Annotated in this window: 22 protein-coding genes; 11 read left to right on the top strand and 11 right to left on the bottom strand. The window is 44.1% G+C overall.

The features are described from left to right. Window positions 1-299: 299 nt before the first annotated feature. From AB6E54_RS00940 to AB6E54_RS00930, 3 genes are all read left to right on the top strand, one after another. Window positions 300-1,562, top strand: coding sequence for an amidohydrolase family protein (locus tag AB6E54_RS00940; RefSeq protein WP_372106172.1), 1,263 nt, complete (start codon window positions 300-302; stop codon window positions 1,560-1,562). 164 nt (window positions 1,563-1,726) lie between these two features. Then, a complete protein-coding gene (locus AB6E54_RS00935; protein ID WP_017060189.1) occupies window positions 1,727-2,122 on the top strand; it encodes a pentapeptide repeat-containing protein in 396 nt (131 codons plus the stop codon). A gap of 244 nt (window positions 2,123-2,366) precedes the next feature. Next, window positions 2,367-3,260 carry a DMT family transporter gene (locus AB6E54_RS00930; protein ID WP_102332974.1) on the top strand — a complete coding sequence of 298 codons (894 nt, stop codon included), beginning with the start codon at window positions 2,367-2,369 and terminating at the stop codon, window positions 3,258-3,260. Window positions 3,261-3,372: 112 nt separating this feature from the next. On the opposite strand, the gene AB6E54_RS00925 is transcribed toward AB6E54_RS00930, so the two are convergent. Next, window positions 3,373-4,257: an SMP-30/gluconolactonase/LRE family protein gene (locus AB6E54_RS00925; protein ID WP_065584373.1), complete on the bottom strand. Its 885-nt coding sequence runs from the start codon at window positions 4,255-4,257 to the stop codon at window positions 3,373-3,375. Between the two features lie 99 nt (window positions 4,258-4,356). On the opposite strand from AB6E54_RS00925, the gene AB6E54_RS00920 reads away from it, so the two are divergent. Then, window positions 4,357-5,253: a LysR family transcriptional regulator gene (locus AB6E54_RS00920; protein ID WP_102332975.1), complete on the top strand. Its 897-nt coding sequence runs from the start codon at window positions 4,357-4,359 to the stop codon at window positions 5,251-5,253. A 610-nt stretch (window positions 5,254-5,863) separates the two neighbouring features. Here the strand turns inward: AB6E54_RS00920 and AB6E54_RS00915 are convergent. From AB6E54_RS00915 to AB6E54_RS00885, 7 genes are all read right to left on the bottom strand, one after another. Then, window positions 5,864-7,069, bottom strand: coding sequence for a hypothetical protein (locus AB6E54_RS00915; protein ID WP_017068538.1), 1,206 nt, complete (start codon window positions 7,067-7,069; stop codon window positions 5,864-5,866). 325 nt (window positions 7,070-7,394) lie between these two features. Next, window positions 7,395-7,598: a pyrophosphatase gene (locus tag AB6E54_RS00910; RefSeq protein ID WP_102420170.1), complete on the bottom strand. Its 204-nt coding sequence runs from the start codon at window positions 7,596-7,598 to the stop codon at window positions 7,395-7,397. Window positions 7,599-7,980: 382 nt separating this feature from the next. Then, window positions 7,981-8,433, bottom strand: a complete 453-nt coding sequence (locus AB6E54_RS00905; protein ID WP_017089087.1) for a hypothetical protein — start codon at window positions 8,431-8,433, stop codon at window positions 7,981-7,983. A gap of 352 nt (window positions 8,434-8,785) precedes the next feature. Further along, window positions 8,786-9,799, bottom strand: coding sequence for a manganese-dependent inorganic pyrophosphatase (locus tag AB6E54_RS00900; protein ID WP_102498429.1), 1,014 nt, complete (start codon window positions 9,797-9,799; stop codon window positions 8,786-8,788). 478 nt (window positions 9,800-10,277) lie between these two features. Continuing rightward, window positions 10,278-10,730, bottom strand: a complete 453-nt coding sequence (locus tag AB6E54_RS00895; protein ID WP_372107288.1) for a septal ring lytic transglycosylase RlpA family protein — start codon at window positions 10,728-10,730, stop codon at window positions 10,278-10,280. A 348-nt stretch (window positions 10,731-11,078) separates the two neighbouring features. Further along, window positions 11,079-12,455, bottom strand: a complete 1,377-nt coding sequence (locus tag AB6E54_RS00890) for a nucleobase:cation symporter-2 family protein (RefSeq protein ID WP_372107290.1) — start codon at window positions 12,453-12,455, stop codon at window positions 11,079-11,081. 280 nt (window positions 12,456-12,735) lie between these two features. Beyond that, on the bottom strand, window positions 12,736-13,227 hold the full coding sequence (locus tag AB6E54_RS00885; RefSeq protein ID WP_372107292.1) for a VOC family protein: 492 nt from the start codon (window positions 13,225-13,227) through the stop codon (window positions 12,736-12,738). A 466-nt stretch (window positions 13,228-13,693) separates the two neighbouring features. Here AB6E54_RS00885 and ahpC point away from each other — a divergent pair, with 466 nt between their 5' ends. Both ahpC and ahpF read left to right on the top strand, forming a co-directional pair. Further along, window positions 13,694-14,251 (top strand): alkyl hydroperoxide reductase subunit C, encoded by a 558-nt coding sequence (gene ahpC, locus AB6E54_RS00880; protein ID WP_016798107.1) that lies wholly within the window; start codon window positions 13,694-13,696, stop codon window positions 14,249-14,251. A gap of 198 nt (window positions 14,252-14,449) precedes the next feature. After that, on the top strand, window positions 14,450-16,042 hold the full coding sequence (ahpF, locus tag AB6E54_RS00875; protein WP_017065983.1) for an alkyl hydroperoxide reductase subunit F: 1,593 nt from the start codon (window positions 14,450-14,452) through the stop codon (window positions 16,040-16,042). 136 nt (window positions 16,043-16,178) lie between these two features. On the opposite strand, the gene AB6E54_RS00870 is transcribed toward ahpF, so the two are convergent. Continuing rightward, window positions 16,179-16,778, bottom strand: coding sequence for a LysE family translocator (locus AB6E54_RS00870; protein WP_017071831.1), 600 nt, complete (start codon window positions 16,776-16,778; stop codon window positions 16,179-16,181). Between the two features lie 122 nt (window positions 16,779-16,900). Here AB6E54_RS00870 and AB6E54_RS00865 point away from each other — a divergent pair, with 122 nt between their 5' ends. After that, window positions 16,901-17,386 carry an Lrp/AsnC family transcriptional regulator gene (locus AB6E54_RS00865; protein WP_017065258.1) on the top strand — a complete coding sequence of 162 codons (486 nt, stop codon included), beginning with the start codon at window positions 16,901-16,903 and terminating at the stop codon, window positions 17,384-17,386. Between the two features lie 99 nt (window positions 17,387-17,485). Here AB6E54_RS00865 and AB6E54_RS00860 read toward each other — a convergent pair whose 3' ends face one another. Both AB6E54_RS00860 and AB6E54_RS00855 read right to left on the bottom strand, forming a co-directional pair. Further along, on the bottom strand, window positions 17,486-18,856 hold the full coding sequence (locus AB6E54_RS00860) for an L-serine ammonia-lyase (protein ID WP_017065257.1): 1,371 nt from the start codon (window positions 18,854-18,856) through the stop codon (window positions 17,486-17,488). A gap of 26 nt (window positions 18,857-18,882) precedes the next feature. After that, window positions 18,883-20,424 (bottom strand): sodium:solute symporter family transporter, encoded by a 1,542-nt coding sequence (locus AB6E54_RS00855; RefSeq protein ID WP_017065256.1) that lies wholly within the window; start codon window positions 20,422-20,424, stop codon window positions 18,883-18,885. A gap of 348 nt (window positions 20,425-20,772) precedes the next feature. Between AB6E54_RS00855 and AB6E54_RS00850 the strand changes: the two genes are divergently transcribed. From AB6E54_RS00850 to AB6E54_RS00835, 4 genes are all read left to right on the top strand, one after another. Further along, window positions 20,773-22,077: an MFS transporter gene (locus tag AB6E54_RS00850; protein ID WP_017104144.1), complete on the top strand. Its 1,305-nt coding sequence runs from the start codon at window positions 20,773-20,775 to the stop codon at window positions 22,075-22,077. A 125-nt stretch (window positions 22,078-22,202) separates the two neighbouring features. Continuing rightward, complete coding sequence (locus AB6E54_RS00845; RefSeq protein WP_017065254.1) at window positions 22,203-23,219, top strand: nuclear transport factor 2 family protein; 1,017 nt, start codon at window positions 22,203-22,205, stop codon at window positions 23,217-23,219. Between the two features lie 248 nt (window positions 23,220-23,467). Then, window positions 23,468-24,589 carry a porin gene (locus AB6E54_RS00840; RefSeq protein WP_102332992.1) on the top strand — a complete coding sequence of 374 codons (1,122 nt, stop codon included), beginning with the start codon at window positions 23,468-23,470 and terminating at the stop codon, window positions 24,587-24,589. A 197-nt stretch (window positions 24,590-24,786) separates the two neighbouring features. Further along, window positions 24,787-25,792: LacI family DNA-binding transcriptional regulator (locus AB6E54_RS00835; RefSeq protein WP_372168706.1), on the top strand; the 1,006-nt coding region annotated here is incomplete at its 3' end.

Here is a 25,792-nt window from a genome sequence, read left to right as displayed (position 1 = left end):
AACATTTTATAAGATATTGTCAATTTAACGTTCGACCTATAAGCCAATGAACTCATTCAGTATTTTCCTTAGGCCTTCCGTTTTATAGCCAGTTACAGTTCGGTAAATTGATTCTCAACACAAGGTGACGACGATTTGAAATACACCTTAACGTTCGAGTAGGAAAAACTTAGAAATATAGAAAAGCACCAAAAGATAAGTCTCGTCATTGCTTGTCACCAAATGGCCATTCTTCAAATGCTGCGCCCCATATGATGACCCCATCAGCGACACACACTCATTTCCAAAAGGTGCAGACTATGAAAAAGCTAATCACTAACGCGAACGTATTTAACGGTGTTGATAACAACTTAATCGAGAACGTATCAATCCTCATCGAAGATAACTTGATCCCTCAGATTGGAGAGATTGACCCAACGATTGCCGATGAAACGATTGATGCTCAAGGCGGTACAGTCATGCCAGGCCTGATTGATGCACACGTTCATATCACTTTATCTGCACCATTCAATGTCATTGATACCATGACGCGTGAAGAAGTGGCGATTCGCTCAGCAAAGATTTCAGAAGAGATGTTAATGCGCGGTTTTACTACCATTCGCGACGTGGCGGGTAATACGCTTGGCCTTAAAAACAGCATCGACAAGGGCTATGCCACTGGCCCACGTATTCTTCCGTCAATGGCGGCTATCTCGCAAACTTGTGGTCACTCAGATTACCGTCAAAACCAAGCACAAGAGCGTTTAGCAAACGGCCATGAAGATTCACCAATGATGAAGCAAGGCTCAATGAAAGTGGCCGATGGGCGTTCAGAAGTATTGAAAGCGGTGCGTGAACAGCTATTCATGGGCGCATCACAAATCAAGATCATGGCTGGCGGTGGCGCATCTTCAACCTTCGACCCGCTAGACACATTGCAATTTACATCAGACGAGATGAAAGCCGCAGTTGAGGCCGCTTCAGATTACGGCACTTATGTCGCTGCGCACATCCACACCTCTGATGCGATGCGCCGAGCAGCTGAAGCGGGCGTGATGTCTTTCGAACACGCGACCATCATGGACGACGACATTGCCGAAATCATTAAAGAGAAAGGCATTTGGGTGATTCCTTCTTACTTTACCTCTTCATTGATTGCAGAGCGTAAGATCCCGCTGCCAAATGAAGAGACATACCGCAAGACAGAACGCGTAGGCAAAGCGATGTTCAAGTCAGCAGAACTGATTAAGAAATACGACATCCAGAACATCGCTTTTGGCACTGACTGTGTAGGTGAAACCAACGTTCACGCGACACAATTGAATGAACTTGGTGCGATTGAGCAAGTATTCGATACCATCACCGCGCTTCGCATGGCGACATCAAACTGTGGTCGCTTGTTCGAAATGTCGACCTACCAACACCCATACCAAGAAGGCAAGTTAGGTCAGATCGTTGAAGGCGCGTATGCCGACCTATTGATCATCGATGGCAACCCACTGGAAAGTGTTGCATGTGTGGCGAACACAGAGACACAAAAACTGATCATGAAAGACGGCAAGGTGTACAAAAACACGCTTTAACCTCGAAAAGCGCTCGTCCATTCACCATAAAAGCAACAAATCTAAAGCAAATAACCGAGATGACTAACTTGGTTGTTTGCTTTTCTTTGAATCGCCTAAAACTGATCTCGCTTTCGACCAACAAACTCTGACAACAACTCGATTCTATTTTAGATCAGCATAAATTGTGGTTGGAAAACCAAGGCGGCGAACGAGCACAATTAGGTAATACCGATCTAAGTAATCTAGCGCTTCAAGATGTTGACCTTCGTTGCGCCAACCTGATACGTACTGATTTTAGTGGCGCCGATTTATCGGGTGCGAACATGAATGAGGCTGACATCACCTATGCCAATTTCAGCCACGCGAACCTCAACAATACGAGCTTCCGCGATGCTGACCTACGTAACGCCAACATGAGTTACGCCCAAATGCTCAACGTCGATTTACTGCGTGCCGACTTGTTTCGCACTGACTTCAGCAATGCTCAAGTTAATGACTCTGCTTTCAAACGAAAAGACACAGGCAATACCATTATTGAGCTGCGAGATCCTACCCGACAGTGTCTCTCTGCCAAGTAGGCTCAAACAGCGATGATCTCCAATGCGCTGATATTGTTGCATATTCATTCGATTATTCGATAAATACCGAATTGGACTGGGCACTCACCTACTGAACTCAGGTCGTAATAGCAGATCTCGCACCCCATATCACTAAGCATCGAACGACATTGTTCTTACTTGGTTTTTTGTTCTTACATATTTTCGATTCTCATGTATTATGTGCGCCCATAATTGTATGACAAATATGTAGCGCCGTTTCTGTATGACCAAAGCCACCAACCACGCGATTTTGCTCTTAGTATTCGCCAACCTGCTCGCCTCCTTTTCAGACGTTTCACTAAAAGTACTGAATGGCGAAGTGCCCACGTTCCAATATGTGTTTATCCGCCAGCTATTGAGCGTGATGTTGCTGCTTCCTTTTTGGCTAAAGCTACCCAGAGAGACGCGCATGCAAGGTGGCTGTCGCATCAACTTCTTACGGGCTCAATTCATCCTAGTAGGTAGTGGCTGCGCAATGATTGCCATCACACACCTCACCTTGGCGACCGCAAATGCGATGTTCTATGTTGGGCCCATTCTTATGCTCCCGCTTTCTATTGTTTTACTGAAAGAGAAGCCGACATCATCAAAAGTGGTCGCGACACTGATTGGCTTCGTGGGTGTGTTAATCGTGTTGCGTCCAGAGCAATTTCACTGGGCCGCTATTGCGGGCTTAGGCAGTGCGCTCGCGATGGGTGTCGGCAATATTTTGATTAAACGTCTTCACGCAGAACAACACATTATCTCGACACTATTTTGGACCAGTGTGATGACTCTACCGCTGGCGTTGGCTCTTGCTCTGCCTGCATGGGCGGCGATTGAATGGCGTCATGTTGGGTGGATTATGGCAATCAACCTATTCGTTCTGGGGTACCATGCCCTTGTGGTGGTCGCTTATAAAAAAGCGCCAGCAAACCAAATTGCTCTCGCAGAATATTCGGGGTTGGTGTTTGTGACCCTATTTGGCGTGATGTGGTTTGACGAGATTCCAGACATGTTGACCCTTGTCGGTATTAGCCTGATCGTCATTCCTATGATGCCAATAAAATGGAAGAAGTATTTCAGTAGGCCAAACCAGACGGCCCTTGATATAGAAGCTAATCAGCCTAAGCCTTAATCGTCGGCAGCATCATTACTGCGCATCGAGCTAACCCACTTTCGACCTATTCAAATGAGAAAAGGGACCGGTATTTCTACCCGTCCCTTTTTATTTTCGTTTGTGTAAGGTATTACTTAAGCTTGAACACCAACACTTTGTTGTATGCCGTTACCATCAGTAAATCTTGCTGTTTCCCGCCAATTTCTAGATTGCTGATATGGCCCGCATCGATAGCAATGAAGTCTATTTGCTTACCGTCTTTATCGAACACACCCACGCCACCATGCGCTGCAACAAAGAGGTTGTCATCGGCATCAACAGCAACGCCATCAACCATAGGTTCAGAGCCAGACTCCGCTTTCACTTGAGCAAATTGCGTCTTATTGCTGAGTGACTGTCCATCAACATCAAATCGGTATACCCAGCCATCAGATGTGTCGGCAACGTATAACGAAGATTCATCAGAAGAAAAAGCGATGCCGTTTGGTAACTTGAACTCTCCAGTGATCAACTTTAGATCACCATTTAGGTAACGATAAACGCCATTAACCGCTTGCTCTGGTTCTGCCTTTGCTGGGCCGTAACCTTGGATACCAAACGGAGGATCGGTAAACCACACGCTTCCATCGCTATTAACGGTTAAATCGTTCGGGCTATTAAGCAGCTTGCCGTTATACGTTGCAGCGACAATCACTTTCTCTCCGTTGCCCTGACGGTACGACAGCTTTCTATCATGGCGGGCAGCCCACAGGTTGCCTTTGGCATCAATATCGAGACCATTGGCATAGCCAGAATTGTCATCAAAAACGCTCAACTTGCCGTTAAGGTCGTAAGAATAGGTTGTGTTATTTGGAATATCGCTAAACAAGAAACGTTGATGTTCCACATCCCATGTAGGGCCTTCAACAAAGCCGAATGAGTCTCCAACCAATGTTGGGTTGCTTTCTACAACAGAGGCAGCTGAAACATTCATAGAGGCAGCCATTGCAGCGGTAATAAGTAGTAATTTGTTCATTGTTCTTCTCCTTTCTGTTTACGTTTTGAATCTTAGTTTCTTGAAGGAGTGAGAAAAACAGTACAAAATGACTTAACTGTTTACTAAATGGTGTTAATGATGAATTTGATTTATATGCAGACCTTCTTGACTGTCGCCGAAGAGCTAAGCTTCACCAAGGCCGCTGAAGTATTGGATGTGTCAAAAGGTTTGGTGTCTCGGCATGTACAACGACTCGAAGAAACATTGAACTCTAAGCTGTTTCACAGAACGACTCGTTCTATCAGCCTCACAGAAGTGGGTGAAGAGTTGTATTCGAAAGCGAAGCAAATTCAACTATTAGCAACCGAAGCGGAAATGCGTGTCTTAGACATGACGCAGGAAGTGGCGGGCGATTTAAAAATTACCGCACCGATAGAGTTTGGGCGTGCGCTTTGTCGTCATATCATCCCTACTTTCAAGCAAGAGTATCCAAAAGTGGATTTGATTCTCGACTTTGGGCCGATGAAAAAGAAGATAGAGTCTGGCGACTTTGACATTGCTTTCCGAGCCTACGATGAACTCCCTAATGATGTGATTGCCAACGATCTCGGGCACATCCGCAATGTTCTCGTTTGCAGTGCAGGTTACGCATCGACTAACCCACTCATTACCACCAAAGACATCCATAAATGCAGCTTCATTCTTAACAGTCAAAATGAACGTTGGAATCAGCTGGAGTTGATCAATGGCGAACAAACCTACCATGTTGAAGTAACCGGAAGCGTTAGCTCGAATACCTACAGTTCAATTTTAGAGTTAGCGATGCAAGGGATAGGTGTCGCCAGCTTGCCGTTCTATCAAGTTGAAGAGCAGCTCAAAAAAAGTGAGCTTATTCACGTGTTCCCAGAATGGTCGATTAAAGCCCAAAAGCTAAGCCTTATCTATGCTCAAAGAAGAGTAACACCGCAGAAGTTGGTCACTTTTAACCGAGCGGTAAAAGAGTGGCTGGAATCGAATAACGCTTATACGTTGTGAGTTTTAGAACGCTAAACCTTTCAATTGGAACGTATGTGCGTTCCATTCATATCAGGCTCAATCGCAGTGCTTTCAATAGCTGATAGGCTGCCGTGTATTCGTCGATTTTGAAACACCCTCCCCCTCTAACTCCCCCTCAAGTTGAGTTCATCGCCCCCCTTTAGATTGACGACCGAGGGGGAGAACCTTCTTTGGCGCTGAATGTGTAAATGCACATGCCGCCATCGGCATTCTGTTCCTCCCCTTTCCACGAAATCATAATGGGTCGAAAATACGGATTAAGGGGAGATTAGGAGGGAATTTGAGGTTGGTGTGATTACCGAGGGAGGTTGGGCTAACACGGATTTGCCCCATTGTTGGTTAGAGTTCGAGATAGTAAATATCGTGTTTATATATATTAACCCTATAAGAGGTAATCCGACCGAGTCTACCCTTCAGAATTTCTCAGATATGCAGTATCGACCATAGGGATATTTAAAACTTTTGAGTTAATTTTATGCGGTGAAGAAAGGCGTTACTATATATGGAGTACTTTTGGTACTTTAGCTGAGAATTCATGCCGCCTAGCATGTTCAAATAGCAAGGCGGCAATAGACTTTTGAACGAAATGTTAGTTCGCTTCGACGCCATTGATGAATGTCTTCCCAAGTGATTGCTTGATCGTTGTGGTGTAGTTACCTGACTCTTCTTCGTTCCACAGTCTGTCCAATGCGTTTTGGTTGATTTCAAGTAATTTAACTAGCTTTGGTGTGATAGTGACATTGAAGTCAACTTTAAGGGACTTCTCAAATGCCTCTTCTGATTCTCGGTTAGTTAAGCCTTTATAATTTTTAGGCATTATTTCAATTTCTCCATCGGAACTTGAGTCATTAACGAAGATGTTGATATTCTCGAATTTGATCCCATTACCTATTATGGATTTAAAAGCAGCCTCAATTGTTTCCTCTGTAGGATTTCTTTCAATCAAACCGATGAAGCTATTAAGCTCTTGAGTATTAACTCCTTTAATCTCACCACTTAAGCCAAGTTTGTTCGATAGTTGGGTGATGTTTGGAGATTGAAGATCTAGTGAGTCAACTTTCCAATCAAGCTTCAGGCTCGTATTGTCTTCAATTGTAATTGCTGAATGAAACTTCGCGTCTTTGAAGCTAAATCCACCAGATCGATCGTTGAAACCTCCATCATTTGCAATTATTTCAGTATTATGGGTGTCATTAGTGATATTTGACTTAAGCTCAATGCCGTTTATATAGGCCTGTTCTCTTCTTTCAGAGATTCTAATTCCGTCAATTTTTGTGGATGTAGTGAAGGCTTCTTTATTGCCTTTAAACAGAATCTCAACATCGCCAAGTTTGAAGTTGCTTGAGCGGCCTGTATTGATTTCTCCAAGTGAGAAGTTGCTTTGTAGATCTAAAGACTGATTGCTGGTATCGAATGTGTATTTTATGCTTTCATTTAAGCTTGCTACCTCTCTGATTAACGTTGAGGTAAGTCCTTTATCCTTCGGGAGACTAAAATTACCTTCAACGCTAAGTCCGAATGGCGCAACCGTTGCTGTGTGGCTTAGGTAGATTGGTTCAGGAAGTCTTTTTGAACCATTGTTTATGTAGATAGCGAAATTCTGCTTGATATTGTTATTGTTGATTTCCGTATCGATCAGTTGGGCATCAATGAATTGGTTTTTTAGTCCAATTAGTGAGCTTTCAACTTCACTGGTCACAGTTTCTGCTGCATTCTTAATCAACATGTTATTGGCAACCAAGGCACCACCACCGATGATCGCTGTACAGCTGATTGCAATTAAAGTTTTTTTCATCTTTGCCTCTGATAAATATAGGAATCAATTAGTTATGCTATTTTATATGAATTCAGTTGCTTTCGCACCATAAACCAATTCTTCCCATTAGCGCTCAACAATTACTTTGTTATACCTGTAGTTATTCATTAAATACTAATTTAGAAAAGTCACTGACACGGAATTGTCCAGAAACGTTTTTAAAATTGATCAAACTCTATTGTCCTCCGACAACAATGGCTAGATATAGAGCGAGCATAGGGTCAGATAGAGTTTAAAAGTAGGTAGTGGTTAGGGGGGAGTTGGTGATCTTAATTACACATCCCTGTGTAACGTATTTTGAATGTCAGCTGGCTTTAAAGAGCTTCATAAATTGACTAAAGCGTGGAATCAGGTTTTGCACAGTCGGCGCATCTGGAATCTCATTTACAAAAATCATAAAGCGCTGTGCTTTACTTTTATCACCTTGAGCAGTCCCTGCTAGTATTGCTTGAGCTAAAATTACATGCTCAGCGGTAACGTCCTTATTCGAAAATTCGTGAATCAACATAGAAAATCCTAATAAGTATAAATACGGATATAATAATACAATATATTGATGTTTATATCGATAGCTTATGGCATTCATCAATGTCAGATTTGTGTAAAAACAATACTGGACAGTGAGCTTAGTGACTTTTCATACTTATGCTAATTCGTGATTTGCTAATACTTGGTTCTTCGAAACTCATTTATGTCCAGAAGCTTCGTAGGATGAATTTTTACCTTTGGCACTTCCTATCTCGAAAGTGCCTTAAACGTTTCATTAGGTATGGCACGAGTAATACAACTAGCTAATGTGAAAAACAGGCACATTACTCACCAAACAGCGATAAAAAAAATTCGTTTCCAACTTTTGAAATAGACCCAGTAAAGCGCAGTGTTATTTTTTGTTATTGTGGATCTACATGCCCAGAACAAGTATAGGACTGACCATCAACACCACGAATTGCGATCTGGTAGTTCAGCGCCAATCCATTACCAACGATGTCTGACAGGCCCTCAGTTTCTGGATTGTTCATACGATCGTGGTACATCTGACAAACGTGTTCTTCACCATGCCATTTTGATTGCACCTCTTCGATTCCATCAGCCTCGATGTCTACGCGAGCAACTCCATTTGTGCGCTTTGCTGCTTTGGTCGTGATGATCGTCGTCGTCATTGATGTATAACGGATACCATCGATTTTCGAACTGGCTTCGGTAAGTTGGTCGTGGTCTGCGTGTGTGATAATTGGGTCAGACACGAAGGCGTTCGCAGCCTTTACCTTTAAGCTGGTACAGCCAGTAATTGTCATAAGTGCAAGTGCGATAGCTGTTAAACCAATAGTTTTGATTGAGGTCATTTCATTGTCCTGTTAGTCATTCTGTCTGGGATTTACTATAAACAATAAAACACTGTATTATTAGTTCAAGCTATGAATACTAACTTACCGAGAATGGAAGGCCGCGACTAGGATTGGTTACTTGTTTAAGGCTGCTCTAAGCCTAACTCTTCACGTGGTTGGTCGTGAATGTCCTTGGGGGTTCGTGTCATAAAGAGCTATGTTAGATCCGGGTTATCCATAAACTTTGTCAAATTAGAAAAAACGTAACTCAACTTTATCCAAACCCAATTCAACACACCCAAAACAAAAAGGGATTAGTATCTCTACCAATCCCTTCACTACTTATTTATAAAGTAACGGCTCTTACTCTCTACAAACTCTCAATTGCCTTTTGTACCGCAGGGCCAATCTGACGCTTACGCGAAGTGACGCCTTCTAGGGTCAGCATATCGCTTGTTGGTTCAGCGTTGAAAGCCGATTTAATCACTTGATAGTCGCTTTCATCCACCCACAATAAGTTAGCTTCTTTGTTCTTAGTGTCTGTGATAGAGAAGAACAGATGGTCCAAGCCGTTCTCTTCTTTGTAGGCTTTCATAGCCGCCAAAAGCTCATCTTTACGGTCAATCAGTTGTTGAGCCGTTAGCGTTTCAGCGACACCGATACCCACCTGTTTGCCACCGTATTTAAAGTTTTTGTAATCCAGCGTCAGAATGGTTTCAGAAGAAAGGTGACTGAGATCCGACTTAGCAATCAGCATCTGTTGACCGAAATCTTCGATATCTGAAATACCTGCAACTTTTGCCAGCTTTTCAGCATACTCACGATCATGCTCAGTAGTGGTTGATGATTGGAATACCACGGTATCAGAGAGAATTGCGCCTAAGCCTACACAAGCAAGGTGCTTAGGTAGTGTCACATCCAGCTTTTCAGCGTTGTCAGCCAGAATAGTTGCAGCCGATCCCCAACCTCGAATATCCATCTCGACAATCTGTGGGGTGTTAATCGGTGAGCCACCAATAGCGTGATGATCAACCACAGCAACAATCGATGCTTGGTCGATAGTTGGTGCTAGTTGAGTGACTTGATTGAAATCCACCAGCCCCACTCGATATGAAGAGTAATCTGTCTCTACGCGGGGAGATTCAGCATTACAGTAGTTCAAGATGAAGGTGGATTCTGGATTGATAGGCTCTGGTACTGTCGCTGTACCGCCATAGATATGAGCCGCGAGCATCGCAGACATTACCGTGTCGCTGTCTGGGCTTAGGTGCCCTGTCCATACGAGATCTTCACTGTTTTCATTAGCAGATTGTTGCAAGCTAAAAGCAAAACTTGCTGAACTGAAAGACATAATTACGGCTGCAACGACAGGGGTTAGCTTCACGGGTATTTCCTTATTTGAATTCGATATAGAATCACATAAGCTAAACACCAAAAATTTCAGAACCGTGTCACTAATATTTCAGATTTACTTCAGTGAGTAACGAAATGTAATTTCCCTCACTTCGAGAGTCTTCTTCTCCTATCAATTGTACCTCCCCCTTTCTATTACACGCCCGCCACAACCAATTTTGGATTAGTTCAGCTTTTCATTATTTCACAATGAATTTCAATGAACCCTAATAACAAGAAAGCTAAGACACTGATTTATTGACCACATAACATCATCAAACCACATATTAGAAATAAGATAATCTTATTAAAAATGGATTATCGAAAGGCACAAAAAAGGCTACAAAGCAGCCTTATTGAGTAAGCATAAATGAGCTATTGATTCACCGATATCGAGGTTCTGTTCCTCCCCTTTCCCACTACTGGTAAGGGATCGTAGATGTACACCAAGGGGAGGTTAGGAGGGGATTCTAGTGTTTATATCGAAAGGTATTACTATCATCAACAATCTCGATTTTAACAGGCACGGTGCCTTGTTTAACGTTGCCGATTTTTGCAAATGCCTTGTGCGACAGGTCGATCACTCTGCCTTTTACATAAGGGCCTCGATCATTAATTTTCACATCAACATACTTGTTATTGTCTGTATTGGTCACTCTCACGATAGTCCCGAATGGCAAGGTTTTATGAGCCGCAGTATTCGCATTCATATTATACGTCTCACCACTTGCTGTGAGCCTTCCATGGAATTTATCGCCATACCAAGAAGCTTTACCAGCAAGAGCATGTGACTTGGCATATTCCTTTGTTTTAGAACTGCCGACAGCCGACGTTGAGGTGCATCCGGCTAATATCATAAGGATAAGAGCGGTAAAGATAATATGTAATTTTTTCATGTGGTTTGTGCGCGCTAATCTCTGCATGTTTCTCTATTTTCGTTGTTGTTGGTTAGCAATATAATGCTGAGTATAGTTACTGCTCAGCCAAGGCTACCATTCGGTATGATGACGGAATGTTTTCATGAACGACACTTTCTTCCGTCATATTCATGAAAGGTTTTATCGTCAAAACGTCAACTTTAACAACGTCTTAAATTTGTATCTTTCTTAATCACTTCATGTAGATAAGTCACTCAGCCAAACATCCAAATACAAAAAAGGAATGGTATCTCTACCAATCCTCTCTATGGGATGTTTCGTTTTTCTGCCTATGGTAGGTAGGTGACTGATTACTCGTAATCAGTCACCTACGTTTCTTCTCGGCTGTATAAGTTACGCTTTACTGGTTTGTACCGAACTTGCCACAGGCTTGGTTTTGTTTTCTGGAACCAAAGACATCAGCCCTGTAATCAAAAGAGCAGCAACACCCGACATCGTGACTGGTGAGCCAAATATGCTTTGCACTAGCTTGGGGGCTTCTTTCAATAAATCCGGTACCAGCATTACCCCCAGCCCTAAACCTAATGAGATAGCAATCGTCATGATTCTGCGACGATCAAGCTTCTCACTAGCGATAATCTTGATGCCCGCCGCAGCAACCGTACCAAACATTACCAATGTCGCTCCGCCTAATACAGGCTTTGGAATCGTAATTAATACCGCGCCTAAGATGGGAAATAACCCTAACAGAAAAAGAATCGCGGCAATGAAGTAGCCGATGTAGCGACTCGCGATCCCCGTAAAATGGATCACACCGTTGTTCTGGCTGAAAGTCGTGTTCGGAAAAGTATTGAATACCGCTGCGATGAGCGAGTTCACACCGTCACCTAGCACGCCAGCCTTGAGTCGATTGATGTATTTTGGCCCCTTAACTGGCTGCCCTGAGAACATACTGTTGGCGGTAAGGTCACCCGTGGTTTCAATAACGGTAATCAAGTAAATAAAAGCGATAGGCAGGAAGGCTTGCCAATCAAAAGCGAAGCCATATTTAAATGGGACAGGAATACTCAATAGCGGTTGAGAAGCAAAAGAAACCATAGACGCTTTACCCATCAAAATGGCCACGCCCCAGCCAACTACCAACCCAACTAAAATCGACGACAACCTAACCATATTATTGTTGCTCAGGTTAAGCGCGACTATGGTTCCGAGCACAATCGCACCCAGCATCAGATTGCTTCCAGAGCCAAAATCTTCGGCGCCAACACCACCAGCAATATCTGTGACGCCAACTTTAATCAAAGAGATACCAATCGTGGTGATAACGATTCCGGTCACAACGGGCGTGATCACCACTTTCAGCTTTTCGATAAAACGCGATAGGACAATTTCGACAAATGCACCAAAGAAGCAGACACCAAAAATGGTGGCGAGCATTTCATCCGGCCCACCTCCATTTGCTTTAACAAGAAAACCCGCACCTAACACAGAACCTAAGAACGCAAAGCTGGTTCCTTGGACACAGATCATCCCTGCGCCAACTGGCCCTATTTTTCTCGCTTGAATGAAGGTACCGACCCCAGACACCATGAGTGCCATGCTGATCAGATAAGGAATGTGCTCACCCAACCCAAGCACACCGCCAATAATGAGTGTGGGCGTGATAATACCAACGAAACTGGCTAATACATGCTGCAACGCTGCGTAACTGGCTGCTTTAACTGATGGTCGATCGTCTAATCCGTAGATCAATTCACTGTTCTGTTCCATGTGACTTCCTTTATGTATTTTTTATTGTATACAATTTACACAAAGGCAATAGAGCAACATATATGCCAATGGTTTAACATCATATTTATCAATCAGTTAAGTTTTCAATCAGTCCAACATTGCACTATAGAGCAACAATGTCGGCTTGTTTTAGTGCAACCGATAGTTTATCCGATGTTCCTAAATTAAGCCCTACAGACACAAAAAAAGGATTGGTATTGCTACCAATCCTCTTTAGGGGGTGTTTCGGTTTTTCTACCTATGGAAGGCAGTAACGCTATTACTCGTAATCAGTCGCGTAAGTGTCTTCGTATGTGTGCGAGTAGAATTCGAACAGGTTGCCAAACGGGTCTTCTAGGTAAACCATTTGTGCTTGTTTTAGTTCGTCTTCTGGGTGGTAACGCATGATGTCCATACGGACCTTACCGCCAAACTCTTCAACACGTTTAATCGCTGAATGAAACTGCTCTTTTGGAAGCTGTAGACAGAAGTGGAAGATACCTAGACGTGAGAAATCAACTTCGTGACGCTCTTGGCGCTCTTTCATTTCGAACAGCTCAACACCGATACCATCAGATGTTACTAGGTGTGCAATGTTGAAGCCTTTAAAGCCTTCACCAAATACTGCGATACACATACGGCCGATTGCTGATTCGCGCTCTTCCAAAACCTTAGTGTTGTTCATTACGATTCTTAGACCCAGAGCCTTAGTGTAAAACTCGACTGCTTTGTCCATGTCGCCAACCATGATGCCTACGTGATTCATTTTCATAACTTGCTCCAAATTCGTTTTTAATTCTGTGCGTTTCGAAGACTGGCTTCGATGTTTCGTTTCGATGAAGAGAGTATATGGAGATGTGACGATTAACTGAAATTATCATAAATTATATTAATGATAATTTTTTGTTATTTACAGATTGGTATAACAACTCAACTCAACTCGCGTAAAGAAACCGTACTTCCCCTTACCTACATAGATACTGAACCAAATACTGCTTACCTAAATAGAGAACAACCTAAAAAGCATAGCTACTCAAATTGGGGTTGCTGATGTTTGATGGCTTTTGTTAATCGTTTTTGTTGATAGCTTTTACCGATAGTCCTTTCCTTTCGAAGATAGGATTCGCCTATTGAATCTATAGAAATGTCCGATTTCACTAATTTTCGGTGGCAATGCAATATATCTACATCGACGCGGGATAGCGTTAAACACTATAAATTAGAAAGAGAGTCAAATCATGATCAACACAGAAATCAAACCATTCAACGCAACAGCATTCAAAAACGGCGAATTCGTAGAAATCACTGAGCAAGACGTTAAAGGCAAGTGGGCTGTATTCTTCTTCTACCCAGCAGACTTCACGTTTGTATGTCCAACTGAGCTAGTTGACCTACAAGACAAATACGCAGAGCTTCAATCTCGCGGCGTAGAAGTTTACTCAGTATCAACTGACACTCACTTCTCTCACAAAGCATGGCACGATACTTCTGACAAAATCGGCACTATCGAATACTTCATGGTAGGCGACCAAACTGGCAACATCACAAATAACTTCAACGTTATGCGTGAAGGTCAAGGCCTTGCAGACCGTGCAACGTTCCTAATCGACCCTGAAGGCGTTATCCAAGCAATGGAAATCACAGCTGAAGGCATCGGCCGTGACGCAGAAGACCTACTACGCAAGGTTAAAGCAGCACAATACGTAGCCGCTAACCCAGGTGAAGTTTGCCCAGCTAAATGGAAAGAAGGCGAAGAGACTCTAGCTCCATCTCTAGACCTAGTAGGCAAGATTTAATCTAAGCCTAGCTAACAAGAATAGCTAAACGGTTCTACAGGCGCGCTTCGGCCCCCCTCCTAAAGGGCAGTCGCGCGCCACCCTTTCAAAACATCAACACCACAATATTTGCCGACTTGCGCCCCCTTTTTATTTTCCTTTTTCAGCAAGAAGGTATTGGTCAATACCAAGACACAGAATTTAAGAGCAGGCACGATTATGTTAGATCAAGCAATGAAGCAGCAGCTAAAAGCATACCTAGAAAACCTAAAAACCAATGTTCAGTTAGTGCTTAGCCTGGATGGCAGCGACACCGCGAACAAACTTCAAGATCTGGCGAATGACATCTCGTCTTTAACCGATAAAATTGAAGTGACTCGCGATGACAGCGCAAGCACTCGCAGCCCTATCATGCAGGTCGTGAACCAAGAGAAAGGCACCGCGATCGGTTTTGCCGGTTTGCCAATGGGTCACGAATTTACGTCACTGGTTCTAGCACTGCTTCATAGTGGTGGTCACCCTATCAAGCTTGAAGCGGACGTAATCGAGCAAATTAAAGAACTCGATCAAGAGCTTAATGTAGAGATTTTTATCTCGCTCTCATGCCAAAACTGTCCAGAAGTGGTTCAAGCCTTCAATATGATGTCGGCGATTAATCCTCTGGTTAAGACAACGATGATCGACGGCGCAGCATTCCAAGATGAAGTGAAGTCTCGCGACATCATGGCAGTACCAAGTGTATTCGTTAATGGTGAGCTATTTGGTCAAGGCCGTATGTCACTGGCTGAAATCCTTAACAAGGTTGATTCAGGCGCAGCGGAAAAGAAAGCAGCAAACCTAAACCAACAAGCACCGTTTGATGTATTGGTTGTCGGCGGCGGCCCTGCAGGTTCTTCAGCGGCAATTTATGCTGCACGTAAAGGCATTCGTACTGGTGTGGTTGCTGACCGATTCGGCGGCCAAGTGATGGACACCATGGCGATTGAGAACTTTATCTCAGTGAAAGCAACCACCGGCCCTAAATTAGTGGCAAGCCTTGAAGAGCACGTAAAAGAGTACGGTGTTGAAGTAATGACTGAGCAGCGCGCTGCAAACATCATTGCGGCAGAAGACACTGAAGACGGTTACATCCACGTTGAGCTAGAGAGCGGCGCAACACTACGAGCTCGCACGGTTATCACAAGTACAGGTGCTCGCTGGCGTGAAATGAACGTTCCGGGCGAGCAAGAGTACCGCAACAAAGGTGTTGCTTACTGCCCACACTGTGACGGTCCATTGTTCAAAGGCAAAAAAACAGCGGTTATCGGTGGTGGTAACTCAGGCATTGAAGCGGCAATTGATTTAGCGGGTATCGTTGAACACGTAACCGTACTTGAATTTGCAGACACATTGCGTGCCGACCAAGTGCTTATCGACAAAGCGAACGCAACACCAAACATCGAAATCATCAAGATGGCACAAACAACGCAAGTGATTGGTGATGGCAACCGTGTAACCGGTCTGGAATACAAAGACCGCAACACCGATGAACTTAAACAGATTGAACTCGCAGGTATCTTTGTTCAAATCGGCCTGATGCCAAACAGCGAATGGTTGAAGGGTTCGAAAGTTGAGCTCTCACCACGCGGTGAAATTGAAATTAACGCTCATGGCGCAACATCAATGAAAGGTGTATTCGCGGCGGGTGATGTAACGACAGTACCTTACAAACAGATCATCATTGCGATGGGTGAAGGTGCAAAAGCAAGCTTAGGTGCATTTGACCACCTAATTCGTAACTCAGCTCCAGTTAAAGAGGCAGAAACCGCTTAATCTTTACACTGAAAAGCTTAAAGCTTTTAACTCAAGTTCCTTAAATATTTGTTAACTTAATTCTTTACTGTTAACGACTTAGTCGACATTTAGACGCCACTCCTATGGATTTAGGAGTGGTTTTTTTCTTTGTGATTTACGCCGGTTGATAAAGCATAAAGGCAACCACCATCGCTAAGCTTCCGCCCAAGCAACGGTTCACAAACATCATCTGTTTTGGTGATTGCAGTAGCTTTTTAAGCATAGTGCCGCAATACGCCCACACCAACATGCACGGTACACCGGTAATCACCATACCCGCGATAATGGTCACGACTTGAATCAAGTAATCGGCATTCGGAGTGATGAACTGCGAAAACACGGTTAATGACGCTATCCAACCTTTAGGATTTAACACCTGCACCAACACACCCGACACAAAGCCTGAACGATTGTCGGTGGTGCTTTCTTCGATTTGCATATTCGCAATCGACCACGCCATGAACAGCAAATAAGCCGCACCCGCGTATTTCAAAATGCTGTATAGCTCTGGGTAAAGGGTAAATAGGCTCACCAAACCGACACTAGAACCCGCCAGTACGATGATGATGCCAACAGCGTTCCCAGAGATAAAAGGTAAAGTCGCAGCAAATCCATAACGACTTGAAATCCCAAGTAATGCGATATTGCCTGCCCCAGGGGTAATTGCAATTGATGTTGAAAATAGCAAGAACGCCAGCATTAATTGAGAGCTCATTTCCTCTCACTCCTAATAAGTAAAGTATTTATAGGGAGAGAGTTTACAGATTCGACTAGGAATTAAATTGCTATATAGGCTAATATTAATCCAAATTTGAGCAAGACTTTTCTAAAATAGCCATGAAACAGAAAGAATCCACCAAAGAAGTGTTAGATGACACAGATATCGCCATCTTAGAACATATCCAACAAGACGGACGCATGAGCAACAGCAAGCTCGCAGAGAAGGTCAACCTCAGCGAAACCCCATGCTGGCGTCGTTGGAAACGCATGGAAGAAACTGGCTATATCGATGGTTACGCCGCTAAGCTGAATCGTAAGAAATTAGGCTTTCATGTGGCTGGTTTTACCCTTGTAACACTAGGCAATCATGAAGTTGAAAACACAGAACCGTTCGAAGAGTTTGTCGCGGTAACCGATTGGATTCCAATGTGTCACTGCATTGCAGGCGGCGCCGATTACATGGTGCAAGTGTTGGCGAAAGATTTAGAAGAGTACTTTGAGCGTATTAGCTCGATCAGAAGAGTCAAAGGCGTGAGCGCGATTCAGTCGAACATCTCAGTAAAAGAGTTGAAAAACAGCTATCGATTACCGCTTTCAGATTAGCTCCCTAAAACACATAAAACAAAAAGCCCAGCCGCGATAGATTTCTAAAGTCTAAGGCTCTGGGCTTAACGTTATTATTTACTGGGTTAACTGGCTTAGCTATTCACAAGGATGAGCTAGATGGATCAAGGCTAAACCACCGAGTGATGTTTCACGATATTTCTTGTTCATGTCTTTACCGGTTTGGTACATGGTTGCGATGACCTTATCGAGTGAGATCAAAGACTTGCTGTTTCGCTTCAATGCCATGCGAGATGCATTAATTGCCTTCATCGCACCCATCGCATTTCGCTCGATACACGGCACTTGAACCAAGCCGCCAATTGGGTCACAAGTCATACCCAATGAGTGTTCCATCGCGATTTCCGCCGCAATACAGATCTGCTCATTGCTGCCACCGCGTAGTGCCGTTAATCCCGCAGCCGCCATAGAGGATGATACGCCTACCTCACCTTGGCATCCTACTTCCGCACCAGAGATCGAAGCGTTAGTTTTGTACAGAATACCAATCGCGCCCGATACCGCTAAGAAATCTTTTAACTGCTTAGTATCCAACTCTTTAATGAAGCGATGGTAATACATCAATACGGCAGGAATAACGCCCGCTGCACCATTGGTTGGTGATGTTACTACTTGGCCACCAGCCGCATTTTCTTCGCTAACCGCAAACGCAAACAAGTTAATCCAATCCATGATTTCCATTGGGTCGTTTTCAACCGCCGCATTCGCTTCGAGCTTCTTAAGCAAATTAGGCGCACGACGAGTTACGTTCAAACCACCATCAAGAATGCCTTCGGTTTCAAAGCCACGCTCCATACAACGACTCATCACTCGCCAGATTTGATCCGCTTTCTCTGAAATAATGTCAGCGCCTTCGAACTCCGCTTCATTTTTTAGAATCATACCACCGAGGCTCATCCCACTATTGTCAGCTTGTTGAAGCATTTCATCGGCGTTTTTGAACGGGAAAGGAACTTCTACCGCTTGGGTTTGAGTACCATTTTGCAGTTCATCAGCAGTTGCGATAAAACCGCCGCCAATCGAATAATAAGTTTCATCGACAATCACGTTGCCACTCTGGTCAAACGCAGTAATCATCATGCCATTTTCATGCAGAGGCAGATTGTCTTTGTGGAACAACATGTCGGTTTCGTAGTTGAAGGCAATGTGCTTGGTGCCCGCTAAATCCATCTCACCACTGTCTACGGCATGACGCATTGCTTGGTTTGCGCTGGTGATTTTGATGGTGTCTGGTTTATTGCCGAGTAGCCCCAATATTGTAGCTCTGTCGGTGTGGTGACCTATGCCAGTCAATGACAAAGAACCGTATAAATCCACCTGAATACGCGTCACTTCTGCGATTTTATCAGCGATTAATTGTGTGAAATGGAAACCCGCAATCATTGGGCCGTTGGTGTGAGAGCTCGATGGCCCAACACCAATTTTGTAGATATCAAAGATCGATAACATAGATATACCAGTAAAAAATCGGTCAATTAAGAAAGAGCGGCATAAAGCCAATCAGGGATAACAGTACAAGCAGCAATCGTCACAACAGCGAACACCAACAAGCCATAATGACTCGCGGTAGGCTTTGCAAACAAATGCTTTTGCTTTTCTATAAATTCATTTTGTTGCTCGGTTACCTCTCCCCAGAAGCGGCTCACAACAACACCTAACACTAAGAAAACCACAGTGCCAATCAAGGCAAACCAAGGCCAAGCTATTCCGCTGTATTTGGCGATGAATACGACGGCCACACTGCCAATACTGCCCGCAATTACGCCTTTCTCGTTTGCTTGTTTGAAGAACAAACCCAAGATGAAAGAGCCAAGGCGAATACCAACAAAAATAGAGGTTAAGCTCGCAATCGTTTTAAGCACTGATTCATTAGAAACAGCCAGTAACGCAGGCACAACAACCGACGCTGCAGCAACCAGGCTCATTTTTCTAGCCACTGATTCATAGTGCGCGTCAGAGGCTTGCTTACGGAAGAAGCGCTTATAGAAATCGAACGTTGCGACCGTCGCCATTGAGTTATAGGTGGAATCCAATGTCGACATTGCCGCAGCCGAAAGTGCTGAGATCACCAAACCAACAATGATTGGGTTGGTATGGTTAAACACAAAATCGAGAATCACTTCGTTGCTGTTTTCAAAACTGCTGTCTTGATAAAAGACACTTAACAGCACCCCCATCACAGCAAAGAACAGATAAACAAAAAATGCGCCGTAGCCACAAAGCAACATCGATTTTTGCGCTGTTTTAACACACTTAGTCGCCAATGTTCTTTGAATAATCAGTTGGTTAGTGCCATACACACTCAGGTGCAAGAAGCTCACAGCCACTACGCCGGCCCACAATGTGGTATCGACGCCTAAGTCAAAATCGAGATTGATGATATTCAAATGTTCAGGAGACAACATCTCGCCCGCATCGATTTTCATCAGCAATAAAACAAAGATCGCAATGCTGCCGATAATCAACACTGCTGACTGAAGCATGTCAGTCCAGATTACAGTCGAGATACCACCCGCATAGGTATACAACGCAGTAAATACGCTGATGTAGATGATCGCCTCAGAGATACTCACTGGCAGCACTTGCACTAAGATCAGGGCTACCGCATACAGAATAACCCCTGCCGAAATACACTGAACCACAATGAACACGATGGAATTGATCGTGCGAGCAACAACGCCAAAGCGGTGCTCTAGGTATTCGTAAATCGAGGTTAGGCCGAGCTTGTAAAACACCGGAACAAAGAAAAGCACAGTGAAAAAGATCACTATTGGATAGTTCAAATGTACGCTCATCGCTTCCATGCCTGAACTATAAACCCAGCCCGGCATGCCAACGAACGTCATTGCGCTGATGTAGGTTGCAAGAATCGACACACCTGCCGTAAACCAACCAAACTGTTTTCCACCAGTCGAAAAGTCGCCACCGACGCTATAGCGCCTATTAACTAAGTAGCTGATAAACAAAGTAGTTAGCACATAAAGAGCAATAACCACAAAACTTGAGTACGTAACCATTTTTAGATTCCGTTTATTGTATGTCGCAATTAATTCGCTGCCAATAGTACTCAAAAATGGATGTTTTCCCTCAAAAACCCACAATAAGTGTGACTATTATCACTAAGATAGACGATTAAACACTCAAACCACCCCACAAAGCACAAAAACCCAGTTAAATGAGATCAAGATCACTAAAATGCACAAAATGGGTACGCACTCATTTTAAAATTGACTTTGATCACGGATCTAATAACCACAAAAATTCTATTATCTCTCCCGAAATGAAGACGGTGTGATGAAGCTAAATAATCAACACACAATAATTAAAACCAAAACCACCCTATATAAAATAAAGGTTTATCGGTCATGACCATTAAAAAACACATGAGCGAAGTTCCTATGATTCAAAGGGTAGCCGCATATCTAGCAATTCTAGTAGGTTACTTTTTTTATTGTTATAACTTTGTAATTATTGACTACGTACGCCCATACATTGTGGAAGAATATGCTGGTATTAGCCTTTCTGATACCGCTCAGTTCTACACTTGGCAGTCTGTTGGTGCTCTGATTGGTGCACTGAGCTGTGCATGGTTCGCAACCAAGTTCGGCAAAAAGTCCACGCTAGTAGCAATTACGGCATTAAACGGTGGTGCAACCATCATCAACATGATGTTTACCGACTACGCCACTTGGGCCGCAATGCGTTTCATCATTGGACTGTCTTTAGGCGGTTACTTCACTGTAGCTGTATCTTTGATGATTGGCCTATTTACACCAACGGTTCGCGGTAAGTTGACTGCTTTTGCTTCTTCAATGTTCTCTGTTGCTTTAGTGGCAATGGGCGCTTACGCAGCCTTCATTACAAGTGTTGATGCACCTTGGCAGAGCCTAATGTGGGTAGGTGGTATTCCACCGCTTGTAGCAGCAGCGTTAATGATCTTTGTATTACCAAGCGACAAAACAGTGATCGCCTACGGTGAAGAAGATCAACAAACCACAACCAATGCAGCTGGTGAAGTAACCGAAGCTAAAAAAGGTTCTTGGGGTGAGATGTTAAGCAAGCCTTACCGCAAAATTACGATTACTTGTTTACTTCTTTCTGGTCTTAACTTCTACGGATTCCAATTCTTCGGTGGCTTTGTAACTACCTACCTGAAAGATGTTCGTATGTTTGATGGTGCAACCATCGGTTTGATCTTCTCTATCTCAGCATTTGGTTCACTCTTCGGTGCTTGGTTCTGGGGATGGGCAGCCGATAAGTACGGTCGTAAGATCAACGCGTTCGGCTTCATCCTCGCAGGTATCATGGTTTCTATCTTCTTTGTCGCACCTGGCGACATGATGATTGGCGGCCTAAACATGCTGGCTCTTCTGGGTCTTATCTACAACTTCGGCCTGTCTGCTTCTGCAGTATGGGGCGGTTACTTCTCTGAATTGTTCCCAGCACGCTTGCGTAGCTATGGTGCAGCTTTATTCCATGGCGGTCGTATTATCGGCATGTGGGCACCAATGGTTCTTATCTTCATCCAAGAGCGTACCGACCTACAAACAGCAATGTGGGGCTCACCAATCGTATGGATTATCGCCGGCCTACTATGGCTAACACTGCCTGAAACTCTAAAAGGTGGCGTCTTCGATAAGAGCAAAAAAGCTGAAGCAGCAAAAGCTTAATTCGACACTCATACGCTGAAGTTCAAATACGAAAAGTTTAAAGCCGGCTGATAAATCAGCCGGTAACAAAATCCAAATCGAGTCCTGTTCCGAATGTTGACTCGACAACACAAAGAGAAATTATTATGTCTAAATATCAAGAAGCGAAACGCATTGTTCGTGAATACTTCGATGCAATGGAAAACGCAACTCACGAGAACGTTGCTGAAGTTTTAAAAGCACACACTTCTGAAGATTACTTGTGGCGCGGTGTTTACCCATTCCGTGAGCAAGAAGGCGCACAAGCAGCAGCTGACGTATTCTGGGCACCAATGATGAAGTCAATGACTCGCATGCAGCGTCGTCAAGACATCTTCATCGGTGGTAACAACGAAGTTAACCCAGATGAGATTTGGGTAATGAGCATGGGTCACTTCATGGGTCTATTCGACGCTGAATACCTAGGTATGCGCCCAACTGGCAAGATCATGAACGTTCGCTACGCAGAATTTAACTGTGTTGTTGATGGCAAAATCACTAAGACAGGCCTGTTTCTAGACCTACTAGGCATGATGGATCAAGCGGGTTGCTACCCACTTCCACCATCAACTGGTAAGCACTTCGTATACCCTGGCCCACGTAACCACGACGGTCTGCTATTCGAAGACGCGGCTCCAGAAGAAGGTGTTGCGACACTTGCTCTAGTAAACAAAATGGTTGATGACCTGTCTGCTCTTAACGACAGCGGCGCGATGGGTTGCCCACCAGAAGTACTAGCGAAGAGCTGGTCAAAAGACATGATTTGGTACGGCCCATGTGGTATCGGCGCGTCTTACACAATTCCTCGCTACCAACAACAGCACCAACTTCCTTTCCGTAACAACCTGAAAGACAAGAAGTTCAACGGCCACGTTTGTCGTTTCGCTGAAGGTAACTTCTCTTGTTTCTTCGGTTGGCCAAACCTATCAAACACACCAACAGGTGGCTTCCTAGGTATGACTGGCGGTGAAGTACGTGCAAACATGCAAGTAGTTGACGTTTATTACCGTGACGGTGACAAACTGTCTGAGAACTGGGTTCTTATCGACCTTCCTTACTGGCTACAACAGCAAGGTCTAGATGTGTTCGAACGCACTTCAAGCATCATGAACCCAACGCTGTAATCGATACGCTTTAATCCAAAAGATTGAAACGAAATAGTGGCAACCTAAATAGACATCTGATTTAGGTTGCCACGCTTACTGGGGGACCCTTCTCGCTCCTAGTAAGTGCTCCAACCAATTCATTATTGCTCCACTAATAACTGAATCTACTAGTACCTCATGGATGGGGTACACCCTGCCAAACCATTACCAATATAACGGGCTTGAAAGCACGGTGGCTTTCTACGGCCTGAATAAAGAGAATTACAATGAAAAAGTCGATTCTTTCAGCAGTGATCCTGACAGCACTTACCTCGGGTTCTGCTTTTGCTGCACACACTTTTACCAATGACGCGGGCGATAGCCTTACTTTAGACGGTCGTTTTGACGTTCGTTACCAAGATAAGGGCGGCGACCACAACGGTGAGTGGAACAGCGGTAGCTCTCGTTTCGGCCTTAAAGGTCAAATGGGACTCGATAACGGCTGGACTGGCTTTGGCCATGCTGAATGGGGTTACAACTCAGGTGCTAACGGCGACAATATTTACGACCGACTTCTATACGCAGGCGTAGAGCACGACAAATACGGCAAGATCGCAGCAGGTACTAAGCAGTGGTCTACTTTTTATGACGTAGCATGGTACACCGACTTAGGTCGTGTCTTCGGTACTCGCGGCTCAGGTGTTTACAACCTTTCTGACTGGGGTATTGCATCAGGTACAGGTCGAGCAGAAAACTCCATTACTTACCGTAACTCAATCAACGACCAAGTAAGCTACGGCTTCACTTACCAAACGACACGTGAAGATGTTGCACTGTCTGGCTCAGATCGTAGTTCAAATTCAGGGACAGACAACCGCTCAACAGCAACTTTGAAGAACGGTATGGGTGCGTCGATCACTTACAAACCATTTAATGGCGTAACACTTGGTGCGGCTTACCACCAAAATGAGCTAGAAGATCTTTCAACGAGCGTTGAAGGAGCTAAAAATGGTGACAACATGCGCATCATGTTATTGGGTGCGAACTACAGCAACGGCGGCTTCTACGCAGGTGCAACTTTCCACGTGGGCGAAAACTGGGAGTCTGTTGAAACTTCAACAACAAACAACGTACTGATGGATACGCTAGGTGGTGAAATCTACACGTACTACCACTTCGACAATGGCCTACGCCCTACGTTGAACTACAACTACATGGAAGATCGTGATGACCAAACAGATGGCTATGAGCGTAACCTGCTTATCCCTGGTGTTGAATACCACTTCCAGAAGAACAAATTCCTAGTTTGGACTGAATACCAATTCGACCTAGGTAAAGATCAGCTCGTTGGCAATAAATTCGAAAACAGAGACGACCAATTCGCTGCAGGTATTCGTTACTACTTCTAACGCCCAGTTAGTCGATTCATAAATTCTTTAAACAAAGCTCTGCTCTTACGCAGAGCTTTTTTGGGTCATACCCAGAATAATATTCAACACTCTCTATTAACCCTTATTTTTCATCCAATCATGGCATATTGTATTTTTGAGTACGTACCTAATTATGTTACTCTATGCACAGTCAATTTGGTTCAAAAGTATGGTCTATGAGCTCTCCAAAACACTCCACGGCGTCAAAGCCAACCGTCACCTCTAAAGATGTCGCTAAACTTGCTGGCGTTTCTCAATCAACTGTATCTCGTGTATTTGTCCCGGGCAGTTCAGTGTCTGAAAAGACCAAGCAAAAAGTGTTCGATGCAGCAAAATCGTTGAACTATCGTCCCAATGCCTTTGCCCGCAGTCTGACGACAAATGAGTCCAAATTGATTGGCTTAGTTTTCCCAGATGCCGACTACCCTATCCACATGAAAACTCTGCAGCTTATCTCTACTGAGCTACAAAAGCAGGGTTACTCTGCGGTATTGATTCCTTGGCAAGTGGATGGAAACGACAACCACTCGATTCCTAATATCTTCCAATACCGAGTTGATGGCGTAATTGCTGCTTCGGCGACCTTTAATAAGTCGCTTTATGAAGAGTGTGAAGAGTTCAACATCCCCATTGTTCAGTATGCTCGTGTAGTTGAGGGGACTAAGAGTAGCCATGTAATAAGTGACAACTACGCCGCAGGCCAAGTCGCCGCTCAACATTTACATAGCGTAGGAACAAAGTCAGCGGTTTACCTGACAGGTAACGTGCCAACCTACACCAACGGCGAGCGTGAATCGGGCTTTTGCTCAGAATTCGAAGATCTAACAGGCAAGCAAGCTCGTGTTATTGAAGCTGACTATGACTACCTTGATGCTCTAGATACCATTCGGACTCTGTTTTCAGAACCCACACATCCTCAAGCGATTTTCTGTGCGACAGATAACCTCGCGATGGCAGTAATGGATGTGGCGCGCTTAGAATTTAACCTGCGTATTCCAGAAGATCTTCAAGTGATTGGTTTTGACGATATCCCACAGACTCAATGGTTGAACTACCAACTCACTACCTTCAAGCAAGATTTCAGACGCCTTGCACGTGAATCAGTGAAAATTGTCGTTAGCCAGATTCAAGAGCAAGACACAAGCTTGGTTAAGCTGATGGTGCCAGTGAAGTTCATTGAAC

Source organism: Vibrio sp. 10N.247.311.49 (assembly GCF_041467655.1).
Taxonomy (GTDB): domain Bacteria; phylum Pseudomonadota; class Gammaproteobacteria; order Enterobacterales; family Vibrionaceae; genus Vibrio; species Vibrio crassostreae_C.
This window is presented reverse-complemented; position numbering and strand designations above follow the sequence as displayed.